The sequence below is a fragment of the Crossiella cryophila genome (assembly GCF_014204915.1).
In the GTDB taxonomy this organism is placed as follows: domain Bacteria; phylum Actinomycetota; class Actinomycetes; order Mycobacteriales; family Pseudonocardiaceae; genus Crossiella; species Crossiella cryophila.
Window position 1 is genome coordinate 1,477,068 of the sequence record NZ_JACHMH010000001.1, and the last position, 25,024, is coordinate 1,502,091.

Annotated in this window: 28 protein-coding genes and 1 tRNA gene; 13 read left to right on the forward strand and 16 right to left on the reverse strand. The window is 70.3% G+C overall.

From position 1 onward, the window contains the following. Nucleotides 1–5 precede the first annotated feature (5 nt). Nucleotides 6–1,247: a DNA polymerase III subunit delta' gene (locus tag HNR67_RS07000; RefSeq protein WP_312986652.1), complete on the forward strand. Its 1,242-nt coding sequence runs from the start codon at nt 6–8 to the stop codon at nt 1,245–1,247. Here HNR67_RS07000 and HNR67_RS07005 read toward each other — a convergent pair. From HNR67_RS07005 to kduI, 4 genes are all read right to left on the reverse strand, one after another. Continuing rightward, nucleotides 1,238–2,047, reverse strand: coding sequence for an alpha/beta hydrolase (locus tag HNR67_RS07005; protein WP_185001266.1), 810 nt, complete (start codon nt 2,045–2,047; stop codon nt 1,238–1,240). The genes HNR67_RS07000 and HNR67_RS07005 overlap by 10 nt on opposite strands. Nucleotides 2,048–2,161: 114 nt before the next feature. After that, the gene (locus HNR67_RS07010; protein ID WP_185001267.1) at nt 2,162–2,920 is read right to left on the reverse strand and encodes an IclR family transcriptional regulator; all 759 of its coding nucleotides are present in this window, start codon (nt 2,918–2,920) and stop codon (nt 2,162–2,164) included. Next, entirely contained in the window at nt 2,917–3,684 is a 768-nt protein-coding gene (locus HNR67_RS07015; RefSeq protein ID WP_312986654.1) for an SDR family oxidoreductase, read from the reverse strand. The genes HNR67_RS07010 and HNR67_RS07015 overlap by 4 nt, the downstream gene beginning before the upstream one ends. A gap of 11 nt (nt 3,685–3,695) precedes the next feature. Beyond that, nucleotides 3,696–4,526 (reverse strand): 5-dehydro-4-deoxy-D-glucuronate isomerase, encoded by an 831-nt coding sequence (gene kduI, locus HNR67_RS07020; RefSeq protein WP_185001268.1) that lies wholly within the window; start codon nt 4,524–4,526, stop codon nt 3,696–3,698. A gap of 139 nt (nt 4,527–4,665) precedes the next feature. On the opposite strand from kduI, the gene HNR67_RS07025 reads away from it, so the two are divergent. Both HNR67_RS07025 and HNR67_RS07030 read left to right on the forward strand, forming a co-directional pair. Continuing rightward, on the forward strand, nt 4,666–6,276 hold the full coding sequence (locus tag HNR67_RS07025) for an L-lactate permease (protein WP_185001269.1): 1,611 nt from the start codon (nt 4,666–4,668) through the stop codon (nt 6,274–6,276). 64 nt (nt 6,277–6,340) lie between these two features. Continuing rightward, a complete protein-coding gene (locus HNR67_RS07030) occupies nt 6,341–7,573 on the forward strand; it encodes a glycoside hydrolase family 88 protein (protein WP_185001270.1) in 1,233 nt (410 codons plus the stop codon). A gap of 22 nt (nt 7,574–7,595) precedes the next feature. On the opposite strand, the gene HNR67_RS07035 is transcribed toward HNR67_RS07030, so the two are convergent. Together HNR67_RS07035 and HNR67_RS07040 are read right to left on the reverse strand one after the other, a co-directional pair. After that, on the reverse strand, nt 7,596–8,954 hold the full coding sequence (locus HNR67_RS07035) for a hypothetical protein (protein ID WP_312986657.1): 1,359 nt from the start codon (nt 8,952–8,954) through the stop codon (nt 7,596–7,598). Nucleotides 8,955–9,165: 211 nt separating this feature from the next. Continuing rightward, nucleotides 9,166–10,020 (reverse strand): phosphotransferase family protein, encoded by an 855-nt coding sequence (locus tag HNR67_RS07040; RefSeq protein ID WP_312986659.1) that lies wholly within the window; start codon nt 10,018–10,020, stop codon nt 9,166–9,168. A gap of 146 nt (nt 10,021–10,166) precedes the next feature. Here HNR67_RS07040 and HNR67_RS07045 point away from each other — a divergent pair. Together HNR67_RS07045 and HNR67_RS07050 are read left to right on the forward strand one after the other, a co-directional pair. Next, a tRNA-Thr gene (locus HNR67_RS07045) sits at nt 10,167–10,239 on the forward strand. A 90-nt stretch (nt 10,240–10,329) separates the two neighbouring features. Then, nucleotides 10,330–10,635 carry a hypothetical protein gene (locus tag HNR67_RS07050; RefSeq protein WP_185001273.1) on the forward strand — a complete coding sequence of 102 codons (306 nt, stop codon included), beginning with the start codon at nt 10,330–10,332 and terminating at the stop codon, nt 10,633–10,635. Nucleotides 10,636–10,664: 29 nt separating this feature from the next. Here the strand turns inward: HNR67_RS07050 and HNR67_RS07055 are convergent, their stop codons facing one another. Both HNR67_RS07055 and HNR67_RS07060 read right to left on the reverse strand, forming a co-directional pair. After that, the gene (locus tag HNR67_RS07055; RefSeq protein ID WP_185001274.1) at nt 10,665–11,174 is read right to left on the reverse strand and encodes a DinB family protein; all 510 of its coding nucleotides are present in this window, start codon (nt 11,172–11,174) and stop codon (nt 10,665–10,667) included. A gap of 5 nt (nt 11,175–11,179) precedes the next feature. Continuing rightward, nucleotides 11,180–11,698 (reverse strand): DinB family protein, encoded by a 519-nt coding sequence (locus HNR67_RS07060; protein ID WP_185001275.1) that lies wholly within the window; start codon nt 11,696–11,698, stop codon nt 11,180–11,182. A 124-nt stretch (nt 11,699–11,822) separates the two neighbouring features. On the opposite strand from HNR67_RS07060, the gene HNR67_RS07065 reads away from it, so the two are divergent. Next, nucleotides 11,823–12,263: a hypothetical protein gene (locus tag HNR67_RS07065; RefSeq protein ID WP_185001276.1), complete on the forward strand. Its 441-nt coding sequence runs from the start codon at nt 11,823–11,825 to the stop codon at nt 12,261–12,263. A gap of 4 nt (nt 12,264–12,267) precedes the next feature. Here HNR67_RS07065 and HNR67_RS07070 read toward each other — a convergent pair whose 3' ends face one another. The 3 genes from HNR67_RS07070 to HNR67_RS07080 are packed head-to-tail and all read right to left on the reverse strand — an operon-like array spanning nt 12,268 to nt 15,134. Continuing rightward, on the reverse strand, nt 12,268–12,666 hold the full coding sequence (locus HNR67_RS07070) for an ASCH domain-containing protein (protein WP_185001277.1): 399 nt from the start codon (nt 12,664–12,666) through the stop codon (nt 12,268–12,270). A 1-nt stretch (nt 12,667) separates the two neighbouring features. Then, nucleotides 12,668–13,951 (reverse strand): hemolysin family protein, encoded by a 1,284-nt coding sequence (locus HNR67_RS07075; protein ID WP_185001278.1) that lies wholly within the window; start codon nt 13,949–13,951, stop codon nt 12,668–12,670. Next, nucleotides 13,878–15,134, reverse strand: coding sequence for an MFS transporter (locus tag HNR67_RS07080; RefSeq protein WP_185001279.1), 1,257 nt, complete (start codon nt 15,132–15,134; stop codon nt 13,878–13,880). The genes HNR67_RS07075 and HNR67_RS07080 overlap by 74 nt, the downstream gene beginning before the upstream one ends. Before the next feature lie 161 nt (nt 15,135–15,295). Here HNR67_RS07080 and HNR67_RS07085 point away from each other — a divergent pair, with 161 nt between their 5' ends. From HNR67_RS07085 to HNR67_RS07100, 4 genes are all read left to right on the forward strand, one after another. Beyond that, the gene (locus tag HNR67_RS07085) at nt 15,296–17,014 is read left to right on the forward strand and encodes an SdrD B-like domain-containing protein (protein ID WP_185001280.1); all 1,719 of its coding nucleotides are present in this window, start codon (nt 15,296–15,298) and stop codon (nt 17,012–17,014) included. A 55-nt stretch (nt 17,015–17,069) separates the two neighbouring features. Further along, complete coding sequence (locus tag HNR67_RS07090) at nt 17,070–17,549, forward strand: hypothetical protein (protein ID WP_185001281.1); 480 nt, start codon at nt 17,070–17,072, stop codon at nt 17,547–17,549. Nucleotides 17,550–17,845: 296 nt separating this feature from the next. Beyond that, nucleotides 17,846–18,049 carry a cold-shock protein gene (locus HNR67_RS07095; RefSeq protein ID WP_185001282.1) on the forward strand — a complete coding sequence of 68 codons (204 nt, stop codon included), beginning with the start codon at nt 17,846–17,848 and terminating at the stop codon, nt 18,047–18,049. A 282-nt stretch (nt 18,050–18,331) separates the two neighbouring features. Then, complete coding sequence (locus HNR67_RS07100) at nt 18,332–18,652, forward strand: PH domain-containing protein (protein WP_185001283.1); 321 nt, start codon at nt 18,332–18,334, stop codon at nt 18,650–18,652. Between the two features lie 31 nt (nt 18,653–18,683). Here HNR67_RS07100 and HNR67_RS07105 read toward each other — a convergent pair whose 3' ends face one another. The 4 genes from HNR67_RS07105 to HNR67_RS07120 form a co-directional block, all read right to left on the reverse strand. Then, complete coding sequence (locus HNR67_RS07105) at nt 18,684–19,517, reverse strand: peptidoglycan recognition protein family protein (RefSeq protein WP_185001284.1); 834 nt, start codon at nt 19,515–19,517, stop codon at nt 18,684–18,686. A gap of 113 nt (nt 19,518–19,630) precedes the next feature. Further along, nucleotides 19,631–20,287, reverse strand: coding sequence for a hypothetical protein (locus HNR67_RS07110; RefSeq protein ID WP_185001285.1), 657 nt, complete (start codon nt 20,285–20,287; stop codon nt 19,631–19,633). Continuing rightward, the gene (locus tag HNR67_RS44150; RefSeq protein WP_246492473.1) at nt 20,277–21,053 is read right to left on the reverse strand and encodes an excalibur calcium-binding domain-containing protein; all 777 of its coding nucleotides are present in this window, start codon (nt 21,051–21,053) and stop codon (nt 20,277–20,279) included. The genes HNR67_RS07110 and HNR67_RS44150 overlap by 11 nt, the downstream gene beginning before the upstream one ends. A gap of 175 nt (nt 21,054–21,228) precedes the next feature. After that, a complete protein-coding gene (locus HNR67_RS07120; RefSeq protein WP_185001286.1) occupies nt 21,229–21,684 on the reverse strand; it encodes a DUF4442 domain-containing protein in 456 nt (151 codons plus the stop codon). 71 nt (nt 21,685–21,755) lie between these two features. Between HNR67_RS07120 and HNR67_RS07125 the strand changes: the two genes are divergently transcribed. The 3 genes from HNR67_RS07125 to HNR67_RS07135 all read left to right on the forward strand — a co-directional run bounded on the left by HNR67_RS07125 (nt 21,756) and on the right by HNR67_RS07135 (nt 24,395). Further along, on the forward strand, nt 21,756–22,109 hold the full coding sequence (locus tag HNR67_RS07125; RefSeq protein WP_312986665.1) for a MerR family transcriptional regulator: 354 nt from the start codon (nt 21,756–21,758) through the stop codon (nt 22,107–22,109). Between the two features lie 123 nt (nt 22,110–22,232). After that, entirely contained in the window at nt 22,233–22,724 is a 492-nt protein-coding gene (locus tag HNR67_RS07130; protein ID WP_185001287.1) for a MarR family winged helix-turn-helix transcriptional regulator, read from the forward strand. Continuing rightward, the gene (locus HNR67_RS07135) at nt 22,725–24,395 is read left to right on the forward strand and encodes an MDR family MFS transporter (protein WP_185001288.1); all 1,671 of its coding nucleotides are present in this window, start codon (nt 22,725–22,727) and stop codon (nt 24,393–24,395) included. A gap of 71 nt (nt 24,396–24,466) precedes the next feature. Here HNR67_RS07135 and HNR67_RS07140 read toward each other — a convergent pair whose 3' ends face one another. Next, nucleotides 24,467–24,961 carry an inorganic diphosphatase gene (locus HNR67_RS07140; RefSeq protein ID WP_185001289.1) on the reverse strand — a complete coding sequence of 165 codons (495 nt, stop codon included), beginning with the start codon at nt 24,959–24,961 and terminating at the stop codon, nt 24,467–24,469. Nucleotides 24,962–25,024: the final 63 nt, after the last annotated feature.

A 25,024-nucleotide genomic window follows, 5' to 3' on the forward strand; every position in this document is an offset into this window, starting at 1 on the left:
AACCCGTGACGCTCACCGAAGAGGCCATCCAGCAGGCGCCCACCAGCGGCGTGTGGGGCGGCGTTGTCGGTCAGCCCGACGCGGTGCGCACCCTGTCCACCGCCGCGCGGGCAGCCGCCGACCTGGTCGAAGGCCGCCCGATCACCCCCGGCGCGATGACCCACGCCTGGCTGTTCACCGGTCCGCCCGGCTCCGGCCGCTCGGTGGCCGCGCGCGCCTTCGCCGCGGCACTGCAGTGCGTCCAGCCCGGCGCCGACGGGGTGCGCGGCTGCGGTGAGTGCCGCCCCTGCCACACCGCGCTCGGCGGCACCAACGCCGACGTGCGCCTGGTGGTGCCGGAAGGGCTGTCCATCGCGGTCGCCGAGATGCGCGCGCTGGTGCAGATCGCCGCCCGCCGCCCCACCGGCGGACGCTGGCAGGTGGTGATCATCGAGGACGCCGACCGGCTCACCGAGGGCGCGGCCAACGCACTGCTCAAGGCGGTCGAGGAACCCCCGTCGCGAACCGTGTTCCTGCTCTGCGCGCCTTCGGATCACCCCGAGGACGTCTCGGTCACCATCCGTTCCCGCTGCCGGGTGCTCGCCCTTGGCACGCCCACCGTGGCCGCCATCGAGGACGTGCTGCGCCGCCGCGACGGCATTCCAGCCGACGTGGCCACCTGGGCCGCCTCGGTCTGCGGCGGGCACGTCGGCCGGGCCCGCAGGCTGGCCACCGACCCGGAGGCCCGCGCCCGCCGGGAGGCCGTGCTGCGCATCCCCACCGGCCTTCGCCGCCCCAACGACGTGTTCACCAGCGCGGACGAGCTGGTCAAGACGGCCGAGGCGGAGGCGGCCGCGGTCAGCGAGGCCAAGGACGGGGTCGAGCGCGACGCGCTGGAGACCGCGCTCGGCGGTGGCGGCACCGGCAAGGGCGTGGCCGCCGCGGCCCGCGGCGCCAAATCCGCGCTCAAGGACCTGGAGAAGCGGCAGAAGTCCCGCGCCACCCGCACCCAGCGCGACGCCCTTGACCTGGCCCTGGTCGACCTGGCCGGGTTCTACCGGGACGTGCTCACCGCGCGGCTGGGCGCGGATGTGGCGCTCAACCACCCCGACCGCTCCGTCGACATCCGCACCGCGGCCGCCGCCTGGACCCCGGAGGCGACCCTGCGGCGGCTGGAGGCGGTGCTGGCCTGCCGGGACGCCCTGGGCATGAACGTCAAGCCCAGGATCGCCATCGAGGCCATGGTCACCACCCTGCATCACGGCTGAAGCACTCGCTGGTTGGCATCGGCCCAGGCCAGCAGGGTGTCCGCGACCTGCTCCCAGCCCGGCTCGGCCGCGGTCAGGTGCCCGCGGTCGGGGTAGGCGAGGAACTCGGTGGTGTTCGGGTTGCGCTTCTGCAGCCGGTAGTTGGCCTTGGAGAAGCCCGCGGTGACCACGTGGTCCTTGCCGCCGGCCACGATCAGCAGCGGGGCCCGGTCCGGGTTGCGGAAGTCGACCTTGGTCACCGCCTTCGGGTTCAGGTTGGCCAGCGCGGCCTGGAAGAACGGGCGGCCGGGGCCGGGGATGGCCTCCCGCAGCCAGGCCGCCTTGGACTGCTCGGCGGTGAGCACGTTGCCGAAGGAGTAGCGGAACTGGCGCTCGTTCAGCGGGACCGAGCGGTTCAGGTTGGCCGGGTTCTTCAGCACCGGCCAGGCCGTGCGCAGGGTGGCCAGCGGCAGCCGCAGCACGCCCTTGGGCGCCCCGGCGTGGATGGCGACCCCGGCGGCGCCGAGTCCGCGGTCCAGCAGCAGCTGCACCACCAGGCCGCCGAAGGAGTGGCCCATCAGGATCGGCGGTGTGTCCAGGTCCTCGATGATCTTGGCGTAGTGGTCGACGATCTCGGTGATGCCCAGGCCGTTGAGCGCGCTCGGGTCGGCGTTGGTCTCCTCCGGGGTGGTCACGCCGGGCCAGCCGGGGGTCAGCACCCGGTAGCCCTGCTCGGTGAAGCGCTGCACCCAGCCGTCCCAGCTCTTCGGGGTCATCCACAGCCCGTGGATCAGGACAACGGTGTCGGCCTTGGCGCTCATCTCGGCTCTCCCTCAGCTTCGGAAAGAACGTTCGTTCTCTCTGTTGAGGAGAAAGTTACCGGGCGTGCCGGGGTGAACACAAGGGTGGGGAGAACGGTCGTTCTGCGACCTGCGTCACAGTGCGGTGGACCAGTCGAACGCGGTGGAGACCTCCCGCGCCGCCCTGACCACCAGTGGGCCGTGCCCGGTCAGCTCGGCCAGCCGGTGTTCCAGCACCAGCGCGGACACGCTCACCCCGCCGATCACCGCGCCGGTGTGGTCGCGCACCGCGGCGGCCACGCAGCGCACCCCGGGCTCGTTCTCCTCGTCGTCCACCGCGAACCCGGCCGAGCGCGCCCCGGTCAGCCGCTCCCGCAACGCGGCCGGGGTGCTCGCGGTGCGCGGTGTGCGGGCCTCCAGCCGTAGCTTGCCGAGCAGTGCGGACAGCTCGATCTCGGGCAGCGCGGCCAGCACCGCCTTGCCGATCGCACTGCAGTGCAGCGGCAGGCCCATGCCGATCCGGGAGGCCATCCGGTACGGCTTGTCCGCCTCGACCTTGTCCACGTAGACCAGTTCCGCGCCGAAGAGCATGGCGAAGTGCACCGCGCAGCCGGTGCCCGCCTGCAGGCCGGTCAGCGCGGGCCGGGCCCGGCGGGCCGGGTCCAGGCGTTGCAGCACCCGCCCGGCCAGCGCCAGCACCTTGGGTCCGGCCAGGTAGTTGCCGTGCGCGTCCGGCAGCGCGAAACCCTGCTCCGCCAAGGTCTGCAGCACCCGGTGCACGGTGGACTTGGGCAGGCCGGTGGCGCGGGCGAGGTCGGTGACCCGGCTGTGCTCGGCGAGCGCGTCCAGTACCGCCAGCGCCTTCTCCACCGCCCCGCCGGGGCCCTCCGTCACCTGCCCATCCAACCGCCGTCGACCACCAGCACGTGCCCGTTGACGTAGTCGGAGGCAGGCGAGGCGAGGAACACCGCCGCGCCGGCCAGGTCCGCCGGGTCGCCCCAGCGCCCGGCCGGGATGCGGGCCCGGATGGCCGGTTCGCGCACCGGGTCCGCCCGCAGTGCCGCGGTGTTGCTGGTGCTGATGTAGCCCGGCGCGATCGCGTTGACCTGCACCCCGCGCCCGGCCCACTCATTGGCCAGCGCCGAGGTCAGCCCGGCAACCGCGTGCTTGCTCGCGGTGTAGGCGGGCACCAGGATGCCGCCCTGGAAGCTGAGCAGCGAGGCGATGTTGATGATCTTGCCGGAGCCGCGTTCGGTCATCTGCCGCCCGGCCAGCTGGCAGAGCGCGAACACCGAGTCCAGGTTGACGCTGAGCACCCGCCGCCAGTCCGCGAGGGGCACCTCGGTGGCGGCCTGCCGGTGGATGGTGCCGGCGTTGTTGACCAGGATGTCGATCTCCTGATCGTCAAGCAGCGCACCGACTTCGGCCTGCACACGCTCCACATCGGACAGATCGACGACCAGACTGCGGGCGCGCACCCCGTGCCCGCGGATCTCCGCCTCGACCTCGGCCAGATCGCCGCCGCGGCCCAGCAGCACCAGGTCCGCGCCCGCCCCGGCCAGGCCGTTGGCGATGGCCCGGCCGATCCCGGTGCGCGCGCCGGTCACCAGCGCGGTCCGTCCGTGCAGCGAGAACATCCGCTGGACTGCCCCGTTCACCCTGTTCTCCCTCAGCGCAGTTCGGTGAGCGCGACCGGGTCCATGTCGTCGTAGGCCTGGTTCTCCCCGCCCATGGCCCAGACGAAGGAGTAGGCGTGCGTGCCCGCGCCGGAGTGCACGGACCAGCTCGGCGAGATCACCGCCTGCTCGTTGGACACCACCAGGTTCCTGGTCGCCGCCGGCTCACCGAGCAGGTGGATCACTCGCTGGTCCGCAGGCAGGTCGAAGTAGAGATAGCACTCGGTGCGCCGGTCGTGCGTGTGCGGCGGCATCGTGTTCCACACGCTGCCCTGCGCGAGGGTGGTGATACCGAGTACCAACTGGCATGACTTGATTCCATTCACATGGATGAACTTTCTGATCGATCGGACGTTTGCGGTCCGCTGCTCGCCCAATTCCAGAATGTCCACATCCGTGAACCGCGCCAATTCCGTCGGATGGCTGGTATGGGCGGGCGTGGAGAACAGGTAGAAATGCGGGGAGTCCGTCCCGTCCGATTCGAACACGACGTCGACCGCGCCGCGGCCGACGTAGAGGCAGTCCCGATGGGTCAACCGATACGCCGTGCCGTCGACGGTCACCGTGCCGCCGCCGTGCACCGCTACCACCGCCAACTCGCGTCGTGCCAGGAAGTTCTCGGCGCGCAGCGGGTCGGCGGAGGCCAGCCGGAGCGGCTGTCCCGGCAGCGGGACGGCGCCGCCGAGCACGGTCCGGTCCTCATGCGAGTACACCGTGTGCACCTGTCCCGGTTCGAAAAGATCCGCTACCAGGTAGTGCGCGCGGAGCTGCTCGGTGTCGAAACCGGCAACCTGCGCGGGATTTGTCGCATGCCTAACCTGCATGAATTGCCTCCGGCGGGAGCGTATGCGCTGGATGGCCCTTTACGTTTCGGACCGGGCGGTGTCACGATGTGCCCGCGCCCTATGGAACACCGTTCTGCGGAACGGAACAAGTCGGCGAACAGGCGAGGAGGTCGGCCCCGTGTACCAGCAGGACCCGAACCCCACGGGGTCGTTGTTCCTCTCCGCGCTGCTCGCCCTGCTGCCACTGGTCGTGCTGCTGGTGCTGCTCGGCGTGTTCCGCTGGAAGGCGCACTGGGCCGGGCTGACCACGCTGGCGCTGTCCCTGGCGATCGCGGTGCTCGGCTACTCGATGCCGCTCGGGCTGGCGCTCAACTCGGCCGCCTACGGCGCCGGGCAGAGCGTGCTGGTGGTCCTGTGGATCACCTTCAACGCGATCTGGATCTACAACCTGACCGTGCGCAGCGGGCACTTCGCGGTGCTGCGGCGGGCCTTCAGCTCGATCAGTGACGATCCGCGCACCCAGGCGATCGTGATCGCCTTCTGTTTCGGCGCCCTGTTGGAAGCGCTTGCCGGCGGTGGCGGACCGGTCGCGATCTGCTCGGTGATGCTGATCGCGCTGGGCGTGAACCCGCTCAAGGCGGCCACGTTGTCCCTGGTCGCGGACACCGCGCCGGTGGCATTCGGCGGCATGGGCAACCCGATCACCGTGCTCAGCTCGGTCACCGGCCTCTCCGCCGACGCCTACGGCGCGATGGCGGGCAGGCAGGTCTCCATCCTGGCCGTGCTGGTGCCGTTCCTGCTGGTCTTCATCGTCGACGGCAAGCGCGGGCTGCGTGAGGCCTGGCCGGTGGCGCTGGCCGCGGGCCTGTCCTTCGGCATCACCCAGTTCGTGGTCTCCAACTACATCTCCTACCGGCTCTGCGACATCATCGCCGCGATCGTCTCGGTGGGCGCGGTGCTGGTGGTGACCAAGACGCGCCGGTCCGCGCCGGTCCCGGTGACCGTGGGCGGTGGTGGTGACGGCGGCACGGACGAGCCGGAACAGCCGGACTCGCGCCGGGACGTGGCCACCGCCTTCGCCCCGTACGCGATCATCGTGGCGATCTTCTCGCTGGCCCAGTTCGACGCGGTGAAGGCGTTGCTGGCCAAGGCGACCTGGGTGTTCCAGTGGCCGGGCCTGCAGGTGGCCAACGCCAGTGGGAAAGCGGTCTCCACCACGTACACCCTCAACATCGGCGGCGCCACCGGCACCCTGCTGCTGATCTCCGGGCTGTTGTCGCTGCTGGTGCTGCGGGTCTCCCCGCTGAGCGCGCTGCGCATCTACGGCCGCACCATCCGCCAGTTCGGCTGGGCGATCCTGGCCATCCTCAGCGTGTTCGCCCTCTCCTACGTGATGAACCTGTCCGGCCAGATCATCACCCTGGGCGTGTGGCTGGCCGGCACCGGCGCGTTCTTCGCCTTCCTGTCCCCGATCGTCGGCTGGTTCGGCGTCACCATCACCGGCACCGACGCCGGCGCGAACGCCCTCTTCGGCGGGTTGCAGACCACCGCGGCCAACCAGGTCGGCGCCTCGCCGATCCTGTTCGGCGCGAGCAACTCCTCCGGTGGCGTGATGGCCAAGATGATCTCGCCGCAGAACCTGGCCATCGGCACCGCCGCGGTCGGCCTGGTCGGCAAGGAGGGCGACCTGTTCCGCCGGGTGTTCGGCTGGAGCCTGTTGCTGCTGCTGGCCATGTGCGTGCTGAGCTACCTGCAGTCAACCCCTGTGCTGGGCTGGATGGTTCCGTAACCAGCCCCCTCGAACCTGGGCGCCACCCTTTCCCCCTGTGCGGCAATTCCCCGAGAGGACAACGATGACAGCGCTATCCCGACGTGTGCTGCTCACCGGAGCGGCGGCGACCGCCGGAGCACTGGCCCTGCAGCCAGGTGCCGCGCTGGCCGCCGCCGGCGCCCCGGCCGAGGAAGCCTTCGCGCCGAACCCGGCCCGGCTGCGCCAGACCCTGGACTACGCGGTCGCCAAACTGCGCCAGACCGCGCCGACCGTGGCCACCTTCCCCGAGGAGACCAGGTTCGAGAAGTGGATCCCGGTCAACGACGGCGGCTGGGTCGGCGGTTTCTGGCCCGGCCTGCTGTGGCTGGGCTTCGTGGACAGCCGCGACCCGCAGTTCGAGAAGTGGGCGAGGGAGGCCGCGCTGCGGCTGACCCCGCGCATCCCGGACACCGGCACCCATGACATGGGCTTCCTGTTCTACCCGTCCTGGGTGACCGCCTACCGGCTCACCGGCGAGGCGTCCTGGCGGGACGGCGCGGTGCGCGCGGCCGAGTCGCTGAGCAAGCGGTACAACACCGCCGGCAAGTTCATCAGGGCCTGGGGTTCGCTGGGCTCCACCGGCAACGCCGGCCGCACCATCATCGACACGATGATGAACCTGGACCTGATGTTCTGGGCCACCGAGGTCACCGGGGACGGCAAGTACGCCGACATCGCGGCCAACCACGCCCGCACCACCATCAAGCACTTCATCCGCCCGGACGGCTCCACCCCGCACGTGTTCGACTTCGACCCGGTCAGCGGCACCGCGGTTGGCCCGAACACGGTGCAGGGCTACAGCGCCACCTCGACCTGGGCCCGCGGTCAGGCCTGGGGCATCTACGGTTTCGCCACCACCTACCGCCGCACCGGCGACCGCCAGTTCCTCAACGCGGCGACCAGGATGGCCGACCACATCCTGCCCTACCTGGCGGAGAGCCCGGTCCCGATCTGGGACTACCGCTCCCCGTTGGCGCCCAACGACATCCGCGACTCCTCGGCCGGCGCGATCACCGCGTGCGGGCTGCTGGACCTGGCCAAGATCACCGGCAACGCCCGGTACCAGACCACCGCGCTGACCGTGCTGGACGCGTTGTCCCGCACCTGCCTGACCACCAGGTCCGACCGGCATGACGCGGTGCTGGCCCGCGGCACCAAGAACCGCAGGGCGGAGAACGGCATCGAGGTGTCGCTGCCCTACGGCGACTACTACCTGATGGAGGCCATCCTCCGGGTGCTCAAGCCCAGGGAGATCGCCAAGGCCATCGGCCTCTGAGCCAGCTGATCGCGTTGCCCCGTCAGCCGCGCTGGCGGCGGCGGGGCAGCGCGGCCACCACGATCACCCCGCACAGCAACAGGATCATCCCGGTCCACAGCAACGGCACGGTCTGGTACGCGGCATTGGTGTAGGCCAGCGGCGGCGGCTTCTCCTTGCCCTGCGGCGCGGGTGCGGGCGCGGGCGCCGGTGAACTCGGCGCGGGCGTGATCGCCTTGCACACATACCCACCCGCGGGTGCCGCGGCCCGAACGACCTGTTCCCCCAACGAGATCTGCACCAGCGAGGTCGGCAAACCGGGCAGCTTCAACGCATCCGTGGGCAGCAGCTGCAGATCCAGCAGCCGGGCCACCGCCCCCACCGCCGCCCCGTCCCGCTTCTCGTTCACCTGCGCGATGGACAACCGCAACACCCCGATGTCCAGCAGCTTCAACGCATCCGCCCCCGGCAACGGCCCGCTCACCGGCACGTCCAGCTTCGGCGCGGCCGCGTCCAACTTGCCGAGTTCCTTGCCACCACGGGAAACCCGCAGCACCGGCGCCTCGTACTTCACCGTCGAGGTCTTCGCGTCCCCGGTCGAGGTCGCCACCAGCTTCGGCGCGCTGACCACGTCGATCCGCACCTCGCCAGGCGTCCCGGCCAGCAACTGGATGCTCGCCACCTGCACCGTGGAGGTGGCCTGCACCGCTTTCCCTTGCCGCCCAGGCACATCCACCAGCCGCACGGTGGAACGCGCGCTCAGCGTGTCCGGCAACCGCAACAGCGACCCACCGTTCAACAGCCCGGGGATGGCGGGCAGCACGTTCACCGCCGACAAACTCGCCAGCGAGGTCCGCGAGTCCGCGATCGGCTCCACACAGGGCCCCAGCTTCTCATCCCACCGGGCATGCACACTGCCCTGCAACAACCCCAGCTTCACCAGCGCGTCCAACGGCGACGCGGGCGGCGTCAACCCACCGGAGAGCGGCTCCGGATTGTCCGGAATCGCCATCTGCGCCAACGACCCCGGCAACCTGGGCGCCCGCCCGTTCACCGCGAACCCGAACGGCGAGGACTCCGCGATGGCCCGCTCGAAGGACTGCACCGCCTGCGAGTTCACCTGCGCCGAAGCCAGCCCCAGCCCCAGTTCGCCAGCGGCCTGCTTGGGCAGCTTCTTCTCATCCTCATCGGTCAGCCCAGGCGAGTTCGTCTGCACCGCCCCCGGCAACACCCGGATGATCCCCAGCCCGGTCCCCGCATCAGCCACCAGCGGCGGGAACCTCGGCGCGTTCGGATCACTGATCCCAGGCCCGTTCGGATCCACCGGCGAGGGCACCGGCGTGGTCGGCGGCGGCGCCGCCCCGGCCACCGGCCCCAGCGCGAGCAACACAACAGCAGGCACAGCACAAACAACGGCTAGGCGGCGTGCACGCATCAGGCCGGGCCCTCCTCGCGGTGTCACGGGCGACCCGGTCGGTGAGACCGGCGTCACGCATGGCCTAACGAGACGGGTACCAACGGGTAACGCGGCGTACCGCTTTCGATCCATGGCCAGTCCATGGTTCGAGCGCGCAGAGACCCGTTGACCTGCGGAAATTGTCGTTCTTGCCAGGTCAGAACGCCGACCACGACCACGGTCGTGCAACCTCGCCACGCAAGCAGGACAGCCGATGCCGAGCCTCGCGGGCGGCTGCGGGGCTGAGGTCCCCCTTGCTCAGGACGAAGGTGGTCCACCGCAGCTCGTGCACGGTCGCCAGGGTGCGATAGCCCGGCCAGTCGCGAGGGTCGTAGCCGCCATAGGCAAGCACGAACGCCTGGTACTCCTCGGCGCTGACCCGGTTGAAGTCGGTGTGGTCCACGGCCAGCGACACCAGATCCCATTCCGGCCGGCCCAGCCCGACGTGGTCGAGATCCAGCAACACCGGCCGGCCTTGCCGCGGCACCACCACGTTTCCCTGCCAGGCATCCCCGTGGACAACGCAGTCCGGCCGCCCTGGTGGCAGGTTCTCGTACTCGTGCCGCCACTCAGCCAGGAACTCGCCGAGCCAGTCCCGGTCCTTCGAGCCCAGCCACCTCGCCGCGCTGACCCGTGCCACCATCCTGCCGAACGGGTCAGGATTCGCCGGCCCGAGATCGGTGGGAATCGGCACCGCGTGCAGGTCCCGCAGCACCGCCCCCAGTTCGGCCGGAGTCGCCGGCCGATGTTCCGGCAGCTTCGCCCACCAGGTCACCACGTGCTCGCCAACCAGAATCGGCTGTTCGAGATCCGCGACCCGCACCACCGGGATGCCCTGCGCGGCAAGCCACCGAGCTGTCCGCAACTCCCGCTCGGCCCCGCGTAGACCACCCGCCCTGCTGATCCGGGCCACCACGTCATCGGCGAGTGCGAACAGGACATTGGCGCCATCGCGGATCAGGTGCGCCCCCGCGGTGCGCACCCCGGCGGCCGTTCCCGCTGTCACCAGCACGTCCCACAAGGGTGGTGTGGCGTTCACATCGTCCAGCATCGTCGCCGCGCCCTACTCACGCGAGGGCCCACGCTGCCTGTCCTGACCAGCGAGATCAGACCAGGTTTGGGTGGCCGATGAGCTACCGCTAGACTCTGTAGCGTCTCGCCGCCTTAGCTCAGACGGTAGAGCAACGCACTCGTAATGCGTAGGTCAGGGGTTCGATTCCCCTAGGCGGCTCAGCGAGCAGAAACCCCAGGTCATCACGCATGACCTGGGGTTTCTCGCGTTCCGGGCGGGTTCTGTCGGTGCTGTCGGGATGATGGCGGGGTGACTTCAACGATCACCCGCTGCGAGCGATGTGACCTGCCGACCGGCCAGTGCCCGCACACCCGCCGCCGGGTCGTGGTCCGGGCCGAACCGGATCTCATCCTGGTCAGCCGGACCAACACCGCGCACCTGCCTGGGGCGTGTCACCACGACGCCCCGCCGGACTACCGGGGCTGGGGTGAGATCCGTGGGGTGCCGCGGGCCTGGGAGCGGTTGGGCAACGCCGAGCCGATCGCCGCGACGGGTGGGGACAACCCGTCGCGGGTGGCGGACAAGCGGTGCCGGCACTGTGCCAGTTCGTACTGAAGCGGGCCAGTTCGTACTGAACCGGCTGCTCAGCCCATCGACTTCTGGCCGTCCAGGGACTCGCGGATGATGTCGGCGTGACCCGCGTGCTGGGCGGTTTCGGCGATCAGGTTGGTCAGGACGCGGCGGGCGGTCCAGGAACCCTTCTCGAACCATGGCTCGTCGGGGAGTGGGTGCGCCACGTCCAGGCTAGGCAGGGTGGCGATCAGGTGGTCGGTGCGGGCGGCCACCTCGGTGTAGCGGTCCAGCAGGGTGGCCAGGGTTTCGCCTGGTTTGGGGGTGAAGGTGTCGGACCAGTCGCCGTCGGCCTCCTCCTCCCAGTACATCCGGTAGCCGTTGCTCTCGATGAAGCTGGTCCAGCTCACCTCCGCGCCGGTGACGTGCTTGATCAGGCCGGCCAGGGTCAGTTCGCTGACCGTGGTGCGCTGGTTGGCCTGCTCGTCGGTGAGGTTCTGGGTGGTGTGGCGGAGGAAGAAGCGGGCATTGGCGAGCGCGGCCAGCAGGTCGGCGCGCTCGCCCGTCAGCTTGGTGTCGGTCATCGGGGTCAGCCCATCGACTTCTGGCCGTCGATGGCCTCGCGGATGATGTCCGCGTGGCCGGCGTGCTGGGCGGTCTCGGTGGCGATGTGCGCGAACACCCGGCGGGCCGACCAGGACTTGCCGGGCTCGAACCAGGGGGCCTCGGGGAGCTTGTGTGCCACGTCCAGGCTGGGCAGGGTGCTCAGCAGCTCGTCGGTGCGGGCGGCCACCTCGGCGTAGCGGTCCAGCAGGGTGGCCAGCGGCTCGGTGACGGTCCACAGCGCGTGCCAGTCCGCCTCGTCGAAGTCCATCGCGGACGGGCCCTCGACGATGAACTTCGCCCAGGAGGACTCGGTCTCGGCCACGTGCTTGATCAGCTTGGCGATGGTCAGCTCGCTGACCGTGGAGGTCTGGTTGGCCTGCTCCTCGGTGAGGTTCTGCGCGGTGTGGCGGAGGAAGAAGCGGGCGTTGCCCAGTGCCTCCAGCAGGTCGGCGCGCTCGCCGGTCAGGGTGGCGTCGGTGCTGGTCAGTTCGGTGCTGGTCATCGTTCTGCCTTCCTCGGTGGGCTGCTGGGGACTACGTTAAGAGCCGTATAGGTCAGCTACGGTCCTATTTCCGAACCAGGTTTTGGGAAATTCTCGGGAGGGGGTAGCCGAGGGTATGAGCACCGTGGCGGGAACTGAAGCGATTGGCCGCAGACTGCTGGTCTCTGCGGCGGCCGGACTGGCGCCCGGACTGGTGTTGTTGCTGGTGGACGTGCTGCTCAGCCGGCAGATCGTGTGCACCAACCAGGGCTTCGGCTGCCTCGGCGCCTGGTTGCTGGCCTTCCCGCTGGGGGTGGCCCTCGGGGTGGGGCTGGCCTGGCTGGTGCTGCATCGCGCCGGGGTCGAGCAGGGCTGGCGGATCGCGTTGCTCGGGCCGGTGGCGGCCTGGGCCATCCTCCGGTTCCTGTCCGGGCTGCCGCTGCCGATGTCGGCGTTGCTGCTGCTCTACTGCGTGCTCGGCTACCTGGCCGCGGGATTCGTCACCGCGCCGAGGGTGGCCTGGCCGTGGCGGGCCGGGGTCGGATTGCTGCTGCTCGCGGCGGTGCTGCTGCCCAGTCTCGGCTGAGGGCTCAGGGCAGCAGGCGGAAGTGCATGCAGACCACCTGGGTGTCCTCCGCGACGGTCGCGCCGCTGTCGGTGAAGTACTTCAGGTGCACCTCCCGCCAGTGCTCGACCGAGCGGAAGTCCTCGCCCTCGGCCTTGGCGAAGGCCCAGTCCACCGCGATGAAGGGCCGCACCTCGACCTTGGTCACCTCGACCGTGCCGATCCGCCGCTCCTGGCTGTCCACCAGCGCGAGTAGCTCACCGACGTGTTCCAGCGGCTCGCCCTCGGCCTGGTAATCGGCGTCCAGCAGCCCCGCGGTGGCCTGCTTGTGCCCGCCCAGCACGCGTTCGTTGAGCCAGTCCCGCATCTCGCCCGGGGTGCCAAGGCCCAGCACCCGCTGCCCGTCGAGGCGATCCCAGGCCATCTCAGTCCTCCGCCCGCTTCGCCTTGGGGCGCAAGCGGATCTCGGTGATCGCGTGCCGGTCCACCGCGGTGATCTCCAGCGTCCACTCGGCCAGTTCCACCCGGTCGCCCGGCTGGTCGGGGATGCGCCGCAACGCGATCAGGGCCAGGCCGGCGATCGTGGTGTAGTCGCCATCGGGTGCGTCGCCCATCTCCACACCCAGGTCGATCAGGTCGTGCACCGGGAAGGTGCCGGGCAGCAGCAGCGCGCCGTCCGGTTCGGCCTGCACGGCCATGATGTCCCGGTCGGTCTCGTCGTAGATCTCCCCGACGATCTCCTCCAGCAGGTCCTCCAGGGTCACGATGCCGTCCACCGCGCCGCGCTCGTCGACCACCAGGGCGAACTGCTGGTGGGTGGCCTTGAACTGGCGCAGGGCGTCGGAGACGCGCAGGGTGTCCGGGAAGATCGTGGCCGTGCGGGTCACCTCCAGCACGGTGGTGCTGTCATCCAGCAGCTCGCGCAGGTGCACCACGCCCGCCACATCGTCCAGGTGCCCGGAGCGCACCACCGGCGCCCGCGAGTGCCCGGAGTCGGCCAGCACCCGGCGGGCCTCCTGCACGGTGGCGTCGGCGGCGACCACGAAGACGTTGCGCCGCGGCACCAGCACGTGCCGGAGCAGCCGCTCGTGGATCTCCAGCGCGCCGGTGATGATCATCCGCTGCTCGGCGTTGAGGCCGCGGTGCCCGGCAACCAGGTCGCGCAGTTCCTCGGGGCTGAGCTGCTCGGACCCGGCTTCCGGGTTGCCGCCGAACAGGCGTACCACCACGTTGGTCGAGTGGCTCAGCGCCCAGATCGCCGGGCGCGCGATGGTCGCGATCAGGTCCAGCGGGCGGGCCACCAGCATCGCCCACCGGTGCGCGTACTGCATGGCCAGCCGCTTGGGCGCCAGCTCGCCGAAGACCAGGGTGAAGAAGGTCAGCACCAGCGTCACCAGCGCCACCGCCAGCGGCCCTGCCGCCTCCCCGGCGAAGCTCAGTGCCGGGACCAGTGGCTGGGCCAGGGTCACCGCGGCGGTGGCCGAGGCCAGCGCGCCGGAGAGGGTGATCGCCAGCTGGATCGCGGCCAGGAACCGGTTCGGGTCCCTGGTGAGCCGGATCAGCACCCGCGCGGTGCGGCCGCCACGGCGTTCGAGCTGCCGCAACTGCCCTTCCCGCAAGGAGATCAGCGCGATCTCACTGCCCGCGAACAACGCGTTGACCAGGATCAGGAACGCGACGAGGGCGAGGTTTAGCCAGTAACCGTCCATGGTGGCCACCACAGTAGTGCTGTCGCGCCGGTGGCCAGGTGCGCACCGCGAACAACACGCCCAGCCCGGCCAGGCCACCGAGCACGGCGAAGGTCAGCGGCCCTGGGCCGAGCAGCCCGGCGACCAGGTAGGTCACCAGCCAGGCCGCGTGCGAGAGGGTGAACTGGGCGGCGAAAAGCCCGGCCCACCCGTCCGGCGACCCGGACCGCCGCACCAGCCGCCCCACCGGCGTCTGCACCACCGCCCCGCCCGCGCCGAGCACCGCCCACAGCACCAGCAACGCGGTCAGCCCCGGCGCGAGCGCGAACCACAGCGCGCCCAGTCCGAGCGTTCCGGCCAGCACCGCACCGCCGCCCAGCAGCACCGCCCGGTCCGGCACCGCACGCAGCGCCCTCGGCAGCACCAGCGCGGCCAGCACCGACCCGGCCCCGTAGCAACCCAGTGCCACCGCGACCGCCACCGCGGGCCCGCCGAAGTGCTCCCGCACCAGCACCACGGTCTGCACCAGCACCAGCGCGCCACCGGCCGCGGCGGCCAGGTTCAGTCCCAGCAACGCCCGGAGTGCCGGTGTGCCAAGGAAAGTCCGCAGACCACCCGCTCGGCCACGGCGGATCTCCCTGCGCGGCAACACACTCCCGGCCACCAGCAGCGCGGAGGCCAGGAATCCCAGCGCGGTGCCGAAGAACAACTGCGTCGGCGCGACCATCAGCAGCAACCCGGCCGCCAGCACCGGCGCCAGCAGTGCCTCCAGCTCGAAAGCCAAGCGGGACAACGACAACGCCTGGGTGTAGTCCCGCTCATCGGTGAGCACCGCGGGCACGGTGGCCTGGTAGGTCGGGGTGAACGCGGCCGCAGCCACCTGCAACAGCACCACCAGCGCGTAGACCTGCCACAGCGCGTCCACCAGCGGCAGCACCCCGGCCACCACCGCACGCAGCACATCCATCGACACCAGGAACGCCCGCGTGGGCACCCGCGCCGCCACCGCGGTGACCACCGGCGCGACCAGCACGTACGCCGTCATCTTGATCGCCAGCAACACCCCGAGCACGGTGCCGGCCTCGGCCCCGGCCAGCCGGTGGGCCAGCAGACCGAGTGCCACCGTGGCCAGCCCGGTGCCCAGTAACGCCAGCACCTGCGCGGCGAACAACCGGCGGAAGACCGGGTTCGCCAGTGCGCTCATGGCGGCACGATAGGCGCGAAACACCCCCTGCGACGACGGTGCAACAGCCGCACCCTGGCAACAGAGAAAGCCTGGCACAACGGACAAAAGTCCGGATATGGTGGTATTGCGCGGTGTCGGGGGCAGGGGCGCGCGATCATCTTCTGTGGGGGAAGACCACCTTGACCACGTTCGGCTTTTCACGCCGGGCTGGGGCGATCACCGCTGGACTCGCGCTTGGCGCGGGCCTGCTGGCGCCCCTGGCCCATGCTGACGAAACGAGTGCCACCAGCACTCCGCCCGCCACCAGCAGCGCCACCCCGTCAGCCACCACCCCGTCGGTGACGCCGTCGGCCACCGCGCCGTCGAGCACCACTCCCTCGGCCACCACCAGCAACCCGGCCAAGAAGGAAGCCGCCGACCAGCCGGACCTGCGCATCACCGCGGAACTCCCGGTCACCGGCGACCTGGTCAACGGCCAGGAGTTCCAGCCCAAGATCACCATCACCAACACCGGCAAGGGCGTGGCCCGTTCGGTGCGGGCCAAGCACGTGAGCGGGTCGCTGTCGGTCTACGGCTGGAACGAGCTGGACCCGTTCGGCCCCGGCACCACCATCGAACCCGGCGCCTCGCTGACCGCGCGGCCACGGGCCCAGGTGCGCTGGCAGGAGAACAACAACACCAGCACCACCTTCGCGGTGACCACCGACAACGAGGCCACCCCGGAGAACAACGCCGCCACGGTGACCTACCGGATCGTGCCGCCCAGCACCAAGGGCGACATCGCGGGCGTGCTCTACGGCGACCGCAACGGCAACGGGCAGCGGGAAGCCGGTGAGGAGCTGACCGGCATCAAGGTCACCACCTCCGCCGGCGGCGGCATCGAGCAGCGGGAGGGCCGCACCGACGCCGCCGGACGGTTCAGCTTCACCGGGCTGCCCGCCGGGGCCTACTGGGTGGGCTTCCCCGAACTGCCCGACGGCTGGGAGATCGGCGGCGGCAACCAGACCGTGCTGGTCGACGGCACTGAGCGCAGCACCAAGCTGCTGGTCCGGGCGGACCGGCCGGAGACCGACGTGCTCGCCGCGACCATGGCCTTCACCAAGAAGTCCTACCGGGTCGGCGAGCAGGCCCAGGTCCGGCTCACCCTGACCAACAAGAGCGCCAAGACGCTGACCGACATCGAGTCGGCCTGCAACCGCAGTGGCGAGGGCCCGCACATCGGCGGCCACGAGTGGCAGCCGCTGCCCGGTGGGAAGGTCACGCTCAGGCCGGGTGAGAGCCGGACCTTCCTGCCGACCGGCAAGGTGCCGGACTCGGCGGGCAAGATCGGCTACATCTTCGCGGCCTGCGACTTCGGCCGGGTGGGCACGCCGGAGAGCGGCCGGGCCGAGGCGGCCACCCAAGCGCGGGTGCCGGGGGAGAAGGGCAGCTCCTGGGGTTATGTCTTCCACGACAAGAACGGCAACGACCGGCCTGATGACGGCGAGGGCCTGGTCAACGTCAAGATCGGTCTGATCGACCCGGACAGCGGCAGGCAGGTCACCACCGCGGTCACCGACGGCACCGGCCGGGTCGAGTTCACCAACATCCTGGTCGGCGGGTACCGCATGCACATCTACGGGCCGTGGACCGTGGAGGAGATCTCCAGCGGGCTCGTCACCGTCTACGCGCCGCCGTGGAGCGGCAACGGCTGGCAGGCCAAGGTCAAGCCGGGCACCCAGTTGCCCGACCCGGCGCCCGCGGAGAACCCGGCCGACCCGGAGCCGCAGCCCGGTCCGGCCAAGAAGCTGGCCAGCACCGGCGCGGACGTGACCGGCCTGGCCGGGGTCGGGTTCCTGGTGCTCGTCGGTGGGGCCGCGCTGGTGTTCGCGGTGCGTCGCCGCCGGGTCACCGGCTGAGGTGCTGCTCGTCTCCGGGTTCCCGACCGGCCCGGAGGCGAGCACTATGCGGGGTATGCACCCGGAAGCCGACGAGCACGCGCTGGCGCGCGGTCAGGCCGTCGCGCTGCTGCTCGCGTTGCGGGCGCATGAGCTGGACCGGACCCGGCAGGTGCTGGCGGAGAACGCGCGGGCCGGGCGGGGCAGGCTGGTCGAGCTGCTCTACGTGCTGGTGCGCGGGGTGGCGGCGATGCTGCACGAGGTGGGCTGGGACATCGCAGGCTCGCTGGCGGTGCGGCTGGAGTCGCGGCCGGACCCCACGCCGGTGGACGCCGCGGTGGAGCAGGCGCGGGCGCTGGTGCTTCAAGCAGTGCAGCTGGAGGCGGACGGGGACGCGGCCGGGGCGGAGCGGATCGTCGGGCAGGTGGTGGACGCCGAACCGAGCGTGGTCCTGGTGTGGGGACTGGTCACCGCGGCCGAACTCGTCGAGCAGTTGCTGGTGGTCTGCCGGGACCGCGGTGTGCCGGTCCCCGCTTGGCTGGAACCGGCCGGATAACTGTGCGTAATGCATTCTATTGCGCAAGATTCACCTGGACAGGCTATGTACTTCGGCACTCTCCGCCGTCCATAACGCATCCGTAGTGTTCTGGATCACTCTCGTTATGTGGATCTCTCCTCGGCAGAGCGGTTCTGCGCTACGCTTTGCTAGTCGTAGTCAGCTTTGCCTTGAGCGCCCGTGGGCTTGTGACCACGGGTTTTCTTGTATGCCGAACCCTTCGGGGAAAGGGGCGGATCTTGACTGCGACCACGCCTCCAACCTGGGCGTGAGATCGGCCCTGCAAGGAGAGAAAAATGGCTTCTGGCACTGTGAAATGGTTCAACAGCGAGAAGGGCTTCGGCTTCATCGCGCAGGATGACGGCGGACCGGACGTGTTCGTGCACTACTCGGCGATCGTCGCCAAGGGCTATCGCTCGCTGGAGGAGAACCAGCGGGTGGAGTTCGAGATCACCCAGGGTCCGAAGGGCCCACAGGCCGACCAGGTCCGCACAGTCTGAGCTACGCGGTTCTGATCTTCCTTTTGCCACATACACGAATGGCCCGCACCACTCGGTGCGGGCCATTCGTGTCTGCGTCAACTACCGCCTGTATTGATTCCGTGCGCAAGATCACCCTCGCGGACTCTTGCGGTTAACCGTTTACCTGCGCTAAGTGCACCCATTTGGGTGATTACGCAGCGGAGCTTCGAGGCGAAGACTCCCCGCATGCGTGCTGACCTCGAAGAACATCTAACGGCCGTACCGCGGCGACTCCGTCTGCGGCATGGCGAGGCCACCCACTTGCTCGACGGACTACTCGGACCGGGGGAACGGGTCCGCGCCGCGGTGGCCGGGATGCTCGCCGGGGTCGGACCGGTGCTGGTCGTCGCGACCAACCGCCGGGTGCTGGCGGCCGGTCGCGACGGGTGGAACCTCTCGGTGCTGTACTCGCAGATCTCCAGCGTCGACTCGGGTGGCTGGTTCGGGCACACCGTGGTCATCCAGTCCGCGGGGACCGTCTACGCGGTGCGCTCCAGCCGGGCCACCCAGCTCTTCACCGCCACCGTGCAGGCGGGCATTCCCTCCGGCGCGCCAACGGCGCGGCTGGCCACGGCCATCTAGCCCGCGACCCCGCGCCGATGGCAGTCACCGGCTAGGCGGGCAGCTCCCCGATCACGTGCGGCACCAGTCCGGCCAGACGGCGGATGGAATCGGTGTCCAGCGCGATCGGCTCGCTCTGCCCGGCCAGCCGGTGGTTGCCGTGGAAGGTCACGTCCTCCTCGCCCTGCAGGGCGACCAGCACGCAGCCTGGCACGTACAGCCACTGCGACCCGGTCGCCTCGTGCCGGATCATCCGCGGGCCGCCCATCGGCCAGCGGCGCAACTCGTCGACCGCTTGCTCTAATCGGATCAGCCGGTCCCGGTCGGACTGCTGGAACTGGTCCCCGTTGATCCACTGCGCGACTCCAGCCCGGAAGCCGTCCATATCGCCGGGCCAGCCGGCCGGGTCGATCTTGCGCGTGGGAGCCCACTCCTTGTGCGCGATCGCCCGGTCGACGGCCAGTCGCAGGTGGCGGAGCAGCACGGCGACCCCTCGCGGGTAGACGTCGAGCTGCGCCTGCGTCCAGTCGCCGCGTCCGGTGGACTCGGCCTCGATGCCGATGATGTGGTTGTTGCCGTTGTCCCGGCCGCACCACGCGATGTAGCCCGCACCCGCGTGGTAGGCGAGTCCGGCCGCGATGACGTACCAGGTGCCGTCCCTGGCCAGGCCCAGGTTGGACAGCGGTCCGGCCAGTCCGGGCCGCCCGTTGACCACCACGTCCAGCGACGGGAAGTTCCCGATCGCCGGACCGGCGGTGTGGTGCATCATCACGCCTCGCAGATCCGAGACGTTGCCGTGGCCGCGGTCCTGCCAGCCGGCCACCTCCTGAACGGAAAGCCCGGCCTGCCGGAGCACGGTGGCCATCCAGGTGAGTGCGTGAGCCATGGCGATCACCCCAAGCTCAACAAGAGTTGATAACAGAGAGTTACTAATTGGATGCGCTCGGTTATCTCTAGGGTGTGGTGAAAAAAGCACCTGGTCTAGCGCCAAGTGGGTGACTAGTCGACCAGCTCGACCGTGATCAGCTCATCGGTCGGCGCGGCCACCACCTGGGCGCCGCCGCGGAAGCGCACCACCAGGTCACCCGCGGCGGTGGAGGCGGTGCCGGAGACCTGACCGACCGGGCCCAGGCTGCCGTAGAGCCGGGCCCACTGGCCGGGGCGCAGCACCGAGGCGAGCACCGCGGGGCCCGCGGTGAACCGGGAGGCCGGTTGCAGCCAGGTGGTCACCAGCTGCCAGCCGCCGAAGCCCACGACCAGGCCGATGACCAGGCCCAGCCAGCCCAGCACCGGGGTCAGCACGGCGATCCCGGCCAGGCCGCTGAGCACCGGCGAGGGCACCGGGCGGCGGCCCAGCAGCAGCCAGCCGGTGGTGCGCACGGTGCCGTCGGGGCACAGTCCGCGCGGGGTGCGCCCGCCGGGCAGCCGCGGCGGCTCCACCTCGCCCGGTGGGCGTTCGCCGAGCACCTCGGTGACCAGCACCGGGTCCACCGGCAGGGTGTGCGCGCAGTCCGGGCACACCAGCAACAGGCCGGAGCCGTTGCGGATCGGCCGCAGCTCGCCGTGACCGATCGGACAGCCATAGGCCCGGTCGGGCTCTCGCTGCCACTCGATCAGCGCGGTGACGGCCGCGTCGTCGGGCTGCTCACCGGTCACAGGCAACCCCGTCGCCGTCCTTGTCCAGCTGCGGGCGGTACCCGGGCTGATCACGCAGCAGCGGGGCCTTGCCGGCCTTCCGCACCTGCGCGCAGTTCTTGTAGAAGGGCGCGTCCGCGGTGCTCGTGGGCGCGGCGGCACTGCTGCTCGGCGGCGGTTCAGTGGTGGTCACCGGGACCTCGGCGGCCGGGCTGGTGCTCGGCGGCGGGGCACTGGTCGTGGTGGTGCGCTGGCAGGCCGCCTGCCAGTCCGCGAGCAGGGTGGCGTACTCGTGGCCCGCGGTGAACACCCTGGCCGCCGGGCGGGCGTTCTCCTCGCGCAGGTCGAGCAGGCCGACCTTCTTGCCCAGCAACTCCTTCTCCGCGAACCGGGCCGCGTCCCCGGCCGCACAGCCGGGCTGGGCACTCGGTTGCGGGGTGCCCACCACCTGCACGGTCACCGGTGCGCCGCTCTCGTCGGTGCCGGTGATGGTGCGGGCGTCGAGCACCTTGGTCACCGTCAGCACCCGGCTCGGCCAGGCCGGGGTGCGCCCGGCGATCGGCGGCGCGGTGATGCTCGGGGTGATCGCGCTGGAGGTGCCAAGTGGCTGCACCACACCACCGGCCAGCGGATCGGGCTGCTCCGCTGGCAGCGCCGGCAGTGAGCCGGCCGCGCTGATGAGGGCCACCGTGGCCAGCGTGCCGCCGGTGGTGCTGAGCAGCCGCTGCCAGGTCGCCGCCCGCCACCACCAGCGGCGTAGCGCGGAGGCCCTGGGCAACTCACTCATCGCTTCTCCTGGCGGACTCGACTCGGCTCCGGGCAGTTCATCACTGTTCACCTGCCGTGACAATCCTCGCACTGTCGGTGGGCCCGAACGGGTAGGGATCGCACAAAAAAGCCGGGCCCGGACACGCATCGCGTGCCAGGCCCGGCCTTGATCCCGCGGCTGGGCGGGAGCGGTGCTACTTCGAGTGCGGTTTGAGGGTCCAGATGATGTCCAGTGCGCCGGTCACCACGCCCTCGGCGTTGGTGATCTCCACGTGCACCGGGATCTCCGGGCGGGTGCCCGACTCCAGCTCGGCGACGGCCTCCGCGGCCGGCCTGCCCAGCGTGGCGGTGGCGGTGAGCGGGCCGAGCGCGAGCTTGTAGAAGCCGATCTGGCCCTTGGTGGGCAACGGGATCGCGATCGCGAGCTGATCGGCGAAGGCGGCCAGCACCAGCGCGCCGGATGCGGTCTCGGCCACGCCGAACATCATCGCCGCGTGCGGTCCGCCGACGTGGTTGCGCAGTTCCTCGGCATCGCCGAGGGCGGCGACCACCCGCTCCGGAGTGGTCTCGGTGAACTCGATGCCGACGGTGCGCACCCACGGCACGACCTGCTTCATCAGGTCGCCGACCTGGCTGGTGTCCACGCTCATGCCCGGCATGTTACTCGCGGGTAACCGAGTTTGGGAAGTGCCGGAACAACGCGCCGCCGTCGCTGGTTGGGGTGAAGGTGCTGATCGGTGAACTGGCCGCGCGCACCGGGGTCAGTCCACGGTCGCTGCGCTACTACGAGAAGCAGGGCCTGCTGATCCCCGAGCGCTCGGTGAACGGCTACCGCGAGTACCCCGAGTCCGCGGTGGACACCGTCGGCGTGGTGCGCAGGCTGATCGCCGCCGGACTGTGCACCGGGACCATCGCCCGGGTGCTGCCGTGCGTGCGCGCCGAGGGCGCCCAGGTGGTGCCGTGTGCCGGGCTGGTGTCCGAGCTGGCGGTCGAACGGGCCCGGATCACCGCCCAGCTGGCCGAGCTGTCGCACTCCCGCGCGCTCCTGGACGAGGTCATCGCCGCAGCTCAGTGACTGTCCGCGCACGCAGCGTGCGGAGACGCGGGTCACCGGAAAAATAGTTTGCGGAATAAGAGTTCTCGTCGCATGCTTGTATGCAGCAACTAATTGGATGATGCAAGCAACTAGAGGGATCACATGGACGAGACGGGACTGGCCCAGGCCAACGAGATCGGCATGGCCCTGGTCCGGCTCAACCGCGCGACGGCGTGCATGGCGGCGCAGAGCGCCAAACTGGGGATCGACAAGACTTCGTTCACTCTGCTCGCCACGCTGGTGCACACCGGGCCGCTGCGGTCCAGCGCGCTGGCCGAAGCCGTCTACTCCGATCCATCCACGATCAGCCGTCAGGTGGCCCAACTGGTCAAGGACGGCCTGGTCGAACGAACCGCCGACCCCCTCGATGGCCGGGCCACCCTGCTGGCCGCCACCGAGTCCGGGCGTGAGCTGTTCCTCCGGCATCGCGACCGGCGCAACGAGATGATCGCCAGCATGGTCTCCGGCTGGCCGCCGGAGGACCGGCGGCAGTTCGCCACCCTGCTGCACCGCTTCGTGGGCGCCTACGAGGAACACATGCCCGGCCTGATCGCCGAACTGGTCGACTACGCCCGTTCGGGAGTGGAGAAGTAGATGTCAGACACCCAAACCGCCCCGGTCGCCAGTGGCCTGAGCCATCGCCAGATCATGGCCATCATGTCCGGTCTGATGATGGGCATGTTCCTGGCCGCCCTCGACCAGACCATCGTCTCCGCGGCCATGCGCACCATCGCCGACCAGCTGCACGGGCAGACCGTGCAGGCGTGGGCGACCACCGCGTACCTGATCACCGCGACCATCTCGACCCCGCTGTACGGCAAGCTGTCCGACATCTACGGCCGCAAGCCGATGTACCTCACCGCGATCTCGCTGTTCCTGATCGGCTCCGCACTGTGCGGGGTGGCGAACTCGATGTACGAGCTGGCCGCCTTCCGCGCCGTGCAGGGCCTGGGCGCCGGTGGCCTGATGTCCCTGGCGCTGGCGATCATCGCCGACGTGCTGCCGCCCCGGGAACGCGCCAAGTACCAGGGCTTCTTCATGGCCGTCTTCGGTATCTCCAGCGTGGCCGGCCCGGTCGCCGGTGGCTTCTTCGCCGGGCTCAACGACTTCATGGGCATCGACGGCTGGCGCTGGGTCTTCCTGGTCAACCTGCCGCTGGGCATCGCCGCGCTGGTCGTGGTCACCAGGGTGCTCAACATCCCGCACAACCGGGTCAACCACCGCATCGACTTCCTCGGCGCGGCCTCGCTGGCCGTCGGCCTGGTGCCGCTGCTGATCGTGGCCGAGCAGGGCCGTCAGTGGGGCTGGGGCGACCCGCTCACCCTTGGCCTGATCGGACTGGGCGTCGCCGGGCTGGTGGCCTTCGTGCTGGCCGAACGGCGGATGGGCGATGAGGCGCTGCTGCCGCTGCGACTGTTCCGCAGCTCGGTGTTCAGCCTGGGCAACCTGCTCAACTTCATCATCGGCATCGGCATGTTCGGCGGCCTGCTCTCGCTGCCGCTGTACCTGCAGATCGTCAAGGGCATGAGCCCGACCGAGTCCGGCCTGATGATGCTGCCGCTGACCTTCGGCATCCTCACCGCGAGCATGTACAGCGGCACCAGGACCGCCAAGACCGGGCGGTACAAGACCTTCCCGATCGTGGGCATCGGCCTGATCGTGGCCGCGCTGCTGCTGTTCAGCACCATCGGCTTCAGCACCCCGCTGTGGCTGACCGCGATCTACATGGTGCTGATGGGCGCCGGCCTCGGGTCCTGCATGCAGACCCTGGTGCTGGCGGTGCAGAACGACGTGCCGCCCTCGGACATGGGCGTGGCCACCGCCTCGGTGACCTTCTTCCGGCAGATGGGCGGCACCATCGGCGCCGCGGCCTTCCTCTCCATCCTGTTCGGGGTGGTCGGCGACCGCATCGCCAGTGCACTGCGCAGTGCCGCGCTCACCCCGGAGTTCCTGGCCGCGGTGCGCGATCCGGCGGTGCTGGCCAACCCGGCCAACAAGCCGGTGCTGGACATGATGGCCAACGGTGGGGTCGGTTCCCCCTCGCTGGACGACACGTCCTTCCTGATCAACCTCGACCCTCGGCTGGCGCGGCCGTTCCAGGACGGCTTCTCCTCCGCGATGGACACCGTCTTCCTCACCGGCGCGCTGGTGATGGTGGTGGCCTTCGTGGTGGTCTGGTTCCTCAAGGAGAAGCCGCTGTCCAACCAGTCCGGCATGCAGCGCCGGGCCCAGGAGGAGCACGCGGCCGCCGCACTGGCCGGCTGATCGATCCCACCACGACGACGGCCCCGGGCGCGCTGCGCTCGGGGCCGTTGTGTGTTCCGGGTGCGGACGGGTCAGTGCTGTCCGTCGGCGTTCTTCAGGCGCTCGTAGGAGCGGACGACCTCGGCCTCGGCCTCGGTGCGGCCGACCCAGGAGGCGCCCTCCACGCTCTTGCCCGGCTCGAGGTCCTTGTAGACCTCGAAGAAGTGCTGGATCTCCAGGCGGTGGTACTCCGCGAGGTGGTGGATGTCGCGCAGGTGCTCCGAGCGCGGGTCCGCCGCCGGGACGCAGAGCAGCTTGTCGTCGCCGCCCTTCTCATCGGTCATCCGGAACATGCCGATGGTGCGGGCGCGGATGAGGCAGCCGGGGAAGGTCGGCTCCTGCACGAGCACCAGCGCGTCGAGCGGGTCGCCGTCCTCGCCGAGCGTGTTGTCCACGAAGCCGTAGTCCGCCGGGTACTGGGTGGCGGTGAACAGGGTGCGGTCCAGCTTGATGCGCCCTGTCTCGTGGTCCATCTCGTACTTGTTCCGCACACCCTTGGGGATCTCGATGGTGACGTCGAACTCCACGCGGTTCCTCGCTCGTTCTTCGGATCGGCACGTGCCCCGGCTAGCAGGCGCAGCCGAGCTGTG